The 5801-nt window shown below is 73.5% G+C and carries 5 protein-coding genes and 1 pseudogene; 2 read left to right on the top strand and 4 right to left on the bottom strand.

Annotated features, from left to right (window positions below):
- Nucleotides 1-103: 103 nt before the first annotated feature.
- Both B9S61_RS22665 and B9S61_RS22660 read right to left on the bottom strand, forming a co-directional pair.
- Nucleotides 104-643, bottom strand: a complete 540-nt coding sequence (locus B9S61_RS22665; protein WP_103543919.1) for a SigE family RNA polymerase sigma factor — start codon at nucleotides 641-643, stop codon at nucleotides 104-106.
- Between the two features lie 347 nt (nucleotides 644-990).
- Nucleotides 991-1926 (bottom strand): A/G-specific adenine glycosylase, encoded by a 936-nt coding sequence (locus B9S61_RS22660; protein ID WP_103543918.1) that lies wholly within the window; start codon nucleotides 1924-1926, stop codon nucleotides 991-993.
- Nucleotides 1927-2468: 542 nt separating this feature from the next.
- Here B9S61_RS22660 and B9S61_RS22655 point away from each other — a divergent pair.
- Together B9S61_RS22655 and B9S61_RS22650 are read left to right on the top strand one after the other, a co-directional pair.
- Entirely contained in the window at nucleotides 2469-4052 is a 1584-nt protein-coding gene (locus B9S61_RS22655; protein ID WP_103543917.1) for a sensor histidine kinase, read from the top strand.
- A pseudogene (locus tag B9S61_RS22650) lies at nucleotides 4049-4715 on the top strand (response regulator). The gene B9S61_RS22655 and the pseudogene B9S61_RS22650 overlap by 4 nt, the downstream one beginning before the upstream one ends.
- 6 nt (nucleotides 4716-4721) lie before the next feature.
- Here the strand turns inward: B9S61_RS22650 and B9S61_RS22645 are convergent.
- Both B9S61_RS22645 and B9S61_RS22640 read right to left on the bottom strand, forming a co-directional pair.
- Complete coding sequence (locus tag B9S61_RS22645) at nucleotides 4722-5282, bottom strand: phosphatase PAP2 family protein (RefSeq protein WP_258039797.1); 561 nt, start codon at nucleotides 5280-5282, stop codon at nucleotides 4722-4724.
- On the bottom strand, nucleotides 5279-5801 hold a 523-nt coding region (locus B9S61_RS22640; protein WP_181007444.1), incomplete at its 5' end, for a transposase. The genes B9S61_RS22640 and B9S61_RS22645, both read right to left, overlap by 4 nt.

Here is a 5801-nt window from a genome sequence, read left to right as displayed (position 1 = left end):
CCCGTGCCGCAACCGCCCGCGAACAACACGACAGCGGCGAGCACGGCCGTCGCCGTGCTCGCCACCCGGGCGCTGGTCCGGGACCGCGTGGGTCCCGTGCCGGTCAGGCCGCGCAACGCTCCCGCTCCTCACGCTCCAGCGCGCGTGCGTCCAGATCGCGGGCCTCCAGCTCCTGACGGAGCCGGGCGAGCGCCCGGTGCAGCGTGCTCTTGACCGTTCCGGCCGACATACCGAGGGCGGCGGCCGTCTCGTCCGTGGACATCTGCTCCCAGTGTCGCAGCACCACGACACTGCGCTGCTTCGGGGCGAGCACCTTCAGCACGTCCATCAGCAGGGCACGGTCCGCGTGCTGCTCGGTGGCGTCGTCCACACAGGGCTCCGGGAGCTGTTCGGTGGGCACCTCCTCCAGCTTGCGGGCCCGCCACCACTCCGTCCGCGTGTTGATCATGACCCGGCGCAGGTAGGCGTCGGCCAGCCGCTTGTCCTCGATGGTCTCCCAGCGGCCGTACGTCCGCGCCAGCGCGGTCTGCAGCAGGTCCTGCGCGTCCACGGGGTCCGGGACCAGACGGCGGGCACTGCGCAGCAGCGCGTCCTGCCGGGTGCGGACGTACTCCTCGAACTCGAGCACCTCGCCCTGCGCCATGGTGAACCGCCTTCCGCTCCCCGTTCCGCCCCGCTCACTGAGCCGGCCGGACCGTCTGTGACCCTCGGTCGTCGTGCCCTCGTCGAGCACCTGACCGAAGGTACGGAGACGTTGTCACGGCACTGTCCGAAGCAGCCTGCGAGCAGCCCTCGGCTGTCCGTCGGTTGTGTAACGGAAGAGGGAAGGGGGTGGAGCGGACGGCGGATTGATGCGGCTATCAGGTGATATCGGCGGTCGTGTCGTTGTGACGGGAGTGAGTGCGGCGGCGGGGCAGGGCCGACGCCGGGACTGTCACTGTGGGGCTGGGGCTGGGGTTGTAGGCAGGCGGGCGGGCGGGCGGGCCGGGATCAGGTCAGTGGCAGCCGGTACAGGCCGCCCTGCATCGGTTCCACCAGCCCGTCGGCGACCAGACCGTCCAGCGCGCGGGCGCGCTGCACCGGCTCGTGCCACACCCGGTCCAGCGCGGCCTGCGGCACCGGCTGGTGCGCCTCCCGCAGAACGGCCAGCAGCCGCCCGCGGACCTGACGATCCGTACCCGCGTACGTCTGGCCGCGGCGCGGCGGACCCTCGTGGGCCGGCTTGCCCGCCTGCCGCCAGGCACACTGCGCGGCGATCGGGCAGCGATGACACGACTCGTTCTTCGCCGTGCACACCAGTGCGCCCAGTTCCATGGAGGCGGCGGCCCACCGTGCGGCGGTGGCGGCGTCCTCCGGCAGCAGCGTCCGGGCGAGCCGGCGCTCGGCGGCGGTGGTGGCGTTCGGCGGGTACTGGGCACCGGTGACCGCGCGGGCGAACACCCTGCGGACATTGGTGTCCAGCACGGCGTGCCGCTGCCCGTAGGCGAACGACGCCACAGCCGCGGCGGTGTACTCGCCGATGCCGGGCAGCGCCAGCAACTGGGCGTGGTCCGCCGGTACGTCACCGCCGTGCCGTTCCGTTATGGCGACGGCGGCGCCGTGCAGCCGCAGCGCGCGACGCGGGTAGCCGAGCCGGCCCCAGGCGCGGACGGCCTCACCGGGCGCCTCCGCGGCGAGGTCGGCGGGGCGCGGCCAACGTGCCAGCCACTGCTCGTAGACGGGCTGGACCCGGTTCACGGGGGTCTGCTGGAGCATGAACTCACTGACCATCACTCCCCACGCGCCGGCCTCCGGGCGCCGCCACGGAAGATCCCGGGCGTGCTCGTCGAACCAGTCGATGACGGGGGAGTGCAGCGGCTCACCGGGAGCACGCTCGGACGCGGAATCGGCGGCGGTGCCGTACGGGGGCTTCGTGGGAGCAGTCATGACCCACCGATCCTGCCACGCCGGGGCCCGCTTCCGGGGGGAGCGCCACGGTTGTCCGGGGCGCGGGACGTCGGCAAGAGCACCGCTCACTTTCGAGAGCACCGTTTCTCGGGAGCGCCGATCACGGGAGAGAGCACCGCTCACCGACGCGAACGCTGGTCGTCGGCGGAGCACTGCTCGCCTCCGAGAGCACCGGTCACCCCGGCGAGCGACGACCCGTTTCGAGAGCGCCGATCGCATCAGAGAGCGCTGGCCGCGCGAGCGCCGCCCACTTACGAGAGCACTGCTCAGCTGCGAGACCACTGCTCACCACGAGGCCACTGATCACCTGCGAGAGCGCCGCTCACTTCCGAGAGCACTGCTCAGCTGCGAGACCACTGCTCACCACGAGGCCACTGATCACTAGCGAGAGCGCCGCTCACTTCCGAGAGAACTGCTCACCACAGATCATCACCCCCGCCAACCCTCCCACCCCGCCGGGTGACGACGTGCCTGACGATCGGCAGCAGCGGCACCCCCGCGACCGCTTGTAGCGTCGAGGCATGGAAGGTGCTCGCCTCGCCGGGTTCGGCAGGGGCTGCCTGTTGTGGGCGGCCCTCGCCCTGCCGGTGCTCGCCGTCGACCGGCTCGGACTCAACGAGCCGCGCCCGCTCCGGCAGCAGATCGCCGGGCTGGCGGTGCTCGCCCTCGCCACCGCGGCGGCCCGCAGCCGTCCCCTCGCCGCCTTCGGGCTGACGGCCGTGCTGAGCCTCGCCTCCGCACCGGCGTTGTTCAGCCTCTCCTTCGGCCCCGCGCTCGCCGTGCTCGCCCTGCTGCTCGGTCTGCGGGCGGCCAGTACCGCGCCCGCGGCGCTCTGCTTCGCCGCCGTCGGCTGCGCCGGCACCGTGAAGATCGTGTTCGCGGGGCTCGATCCGGTGCCCCAGTGGCTGGTCCTGACCGGCACCCTTCTCTTCGGCTGTGTCTTCCCCTGGCTCGGCGGGCGTTACTGGCGGCAGAGCCGGGAACTGACCGCGGCGGGTTGGTCGCGGGCGGCCCGACTGGAGGAGGAGCAGCGCCTGTCCGGGGACCGCGCCCGCCTGCGCGAGCGGGCCAGGATCGCCCAGGACATGCACGACTCCCTGGGGCACGAGCTGAGCCTCATCGCCCTGCGTGCGGGGGCTCTCCAGGTCGCCCCCGACCTCCGCGGCCACCACCGCGCCGCCGCGGCCGACCTGCGCGCGGCGGCCGCGGACGCCACGGAGCGGCTGCACCGCATCATCGGCGTCCTGCGGGAGGGGGACGACGAACCCGTACCGCTCGCTCCGGCCGGTGAGAACGTCGAGCAACTCGTCGCCCGCGCGGCCGAGTCCGGACTGCCCGTGCGCTGGGAGGCGGACGCGCGTGGCACCGCCGTGACACCCGGCGGGGCCGCCGAACGGCTGCTGCACCGGGTGGCGAGGGAGGCGCTGACCCACGCGGCACGGCACGCACCGGGCGCACCCGTCGTCGTGGCGGTGACCGGGGACGAGACACGAGGAGCGACCGTCACGGTCACCAACGGCCGGCCCGACGGCGGGAGTCCCGCGGTGCCCGGCGGAGGTTCGGGTCTGTCAGGGCTGCGTGCGGCCGTCACCGCGGCCGGCGGCACGCTCGATGCGGGACCGTACGAGGAGGGATACCGGGTCAGCGCCCATGTCCCCGCGCAGGCGGCCACGGCCGTCCGGTCGTCACATGCGCCGTCCGCGCCCTTCACCCGCGCCCGGCGCCGTGTCGCCGCCGGTCTCGGTGCCGCCGCCGGTACGGGCGTCGTCCTGGTCGGTTCGGGCGTCGGCTGGTACGCCTACACCGAGACGCACTCGGTGCTGGAGCCCGCGGCGTACGCCGCACTGCGCCCGGGCACACCGGACGCGGACCTCGCGCCGGTGCTGCCGGACCGGCACGTCCAGGACCCGCCGTCCGAACGGGCGCCCGCCCCGCCCGAGGACACCCACTGCCGTTACTACCGGGCGAGCGGCGAGCTCTTCGTCTCCGTCGACCACTTCCGGCTCTGTTTCGACGACAAGGGCCGTCTGGCGGCCAAGAACGTGATCCCGCGCGTCGGCGCCGCCGGCGAAGGCATCGAGAAACAAGAGGAGTTCGCACGGTGATCCGGGTCCTGCTGGCCGACGACGAGGCGATGGTGCGTGCCGGGGTGCGTGCCATCCTGGACAGCGGCGGGGAGACGGAGGTCGTCGCCGAGGCCGGCGACGGGCGCGAGGCCGTCGAACTCGCCCGGGCGCACCGCCCCGGCGTCGCGCTGCTCGACATCCGCATGCCCCGCCCTGGACGGGCTCGCGGCGGCCGAGGAGATGGTCCGCACCGTCCCCGGCACGGCGGTCGCGATGCTCACCACCTTCTCCGAACGCGCCTCTGTGGCCCGCGCCCTCGGCGGCGGTGTCACCGGCTTCCTGCTGAAGTCGGGGGACCCGTACGAACTCATCGCGGGCGTACGGGCGGTGGCGGACGGTGCGGCGTTCCTGTCGCCCAAGGTGGCCCGGTTCTTCATCGAGGGCCTCGGCGGCGCCGACGGGAGCGGGCGGCTCGCCCGTGAAGCCGAGGCACGCGCGCGGGCGGCGGTGCTGAGCCCCCGCGAACGTGAGGTGCTGGGCCTGGTCGGGGCGGGGCTGTCGAACCCGGCGATCGCCGCCCGGCTGCATCTCGTCGAGGGCACGGTGAAGGCGTACGTCAGTGCCGTCCTCGACCGGCTCGGCGTACGCAATCGCGTACAGGCGGCGATCGTCGCGCACGAGGCGGGCCTGGTATCGGCCTGAACCCGTTCAGCGGCGCCGGTGTGCGGGGGACGGCGGCACCGCGCGGGCGAGGGGCCGAGGCCCCGGGCCGGTGAGCCATCGAGCGGCGGGCGCCGAGGAGGCACGCATCGTCCCGGTGAGCCGGAGCGCCGGACGCAGGGCCAGTCGTACGGCGGTGAAGGCCACGGCCGTGCCGAGCAGCAGCCCCGCCGCCACGTCGTGCGGGTAGTGCACACCGACGAACACCCGGGAGAAGGCCATGAGCAGGGCCAGCGGGACCGTCAGCAGGACGAGCGCGCGCCGGACCAGTACCAGGGTGAGGGCCGAGGCACCCGCGATCGTGGCGTGGTTGCTCGGGAAGGACCAGTCGCCGTGCGGCGGACACTCCGCGAGGGACGTGGCGGCGCCGGCGACCGCCCGGCACGGACGGTCCTCCGCCACCACGGACTTGAGCAACTCGCTGCACACGTATGCGACGGCCGTGGCCAGAGGTGCGAGGGCCGCGATCGCGAACGCGCGGGTGCTCGCGTGCCGGGCCCGCCACCATCCGGCCACGAACAGGACTCTGGTGCGCAATTCGTGTGTCAACTGGCGAGTTTGTAGCTGAGTCGGGTGAGGTGGCTGCTGCGTGAGCGGTCCAGGGGCTGCCCGGCCCAGTGGGCGTCGAGTCGTACGATGTTGATAGCGGTGGCGGAGAAGGCGTGTTGGAGGCGGACCTTGGGCAGTCCGCGGTAGCGGGCCCGGCGGATCCCGGTGACGTCCAGGGCCTGGTTGACGGTGCCCTCCACCCCGGCCCGCAGCTTGTACCGGGTCTTGAAGGAGTCGGTCTTCTGCTCGGCGCGGGCGGCGGCGAGGGTTTCGTGCAGTTCCTTCGGCCGCAGTGTGAGCATGCGGTTGCCGCGGGCCGCTGCGGTGCACTTGCCGCGGGAGGGGCAGGTGCGGCAGTCGGCCTTGGCGAATTCCACGACGATGGCGTCGCGGCCGTGCTGGGTGACGGGATACCAGCCGCTGCTGGTCCGTCCTTCGGGGCAGCGGGCCTGGCGGGTCTTCCAGTCGACGGTGAAGGCGGCCTTGTCGAAGCCGCTCGCGGCTTTGGCCTGTGCCGAG

This window comes from Streptomyces sp. SM1, from assembly GCF_002910825.1.
GTDB lineage: Bacteria > Actinomycetota > Actinomycetes > Streptomycetales > Streptomycetaceae > Streptomyces > Streptomyces okerensis.
This window is presented reverse-complemented; position numbering and strand designations above follow the sequence as displayed.

What these genes read in the sequence shown, in the direction of transcription:
- B9S61_RS22665 (WP_103543919.1), bottom strand. Translation starts at nt 643, where the DNA reads ATGGCGCAGGGCGAGGTGCTCGAGTTCGAGGAGTACGTCCGCACCCGG.
- B9S61_RS22655 (WP_103543917.1), top strand. Translation starts at nt 2,469, where the DNA reads ATGGAAGGTGCTCGCCTCGCCGGGTTCGGCAGGGGCTGCCTGTTGTGG.
- B9S61_RS22660 (WP_103543918.1), bottom strand. Translation starts at nt 1,926, where the DNA reads ATGACTGCTCCCACGAAGCCCCCGTACGGCACCGCCGCCGATTCCGCG.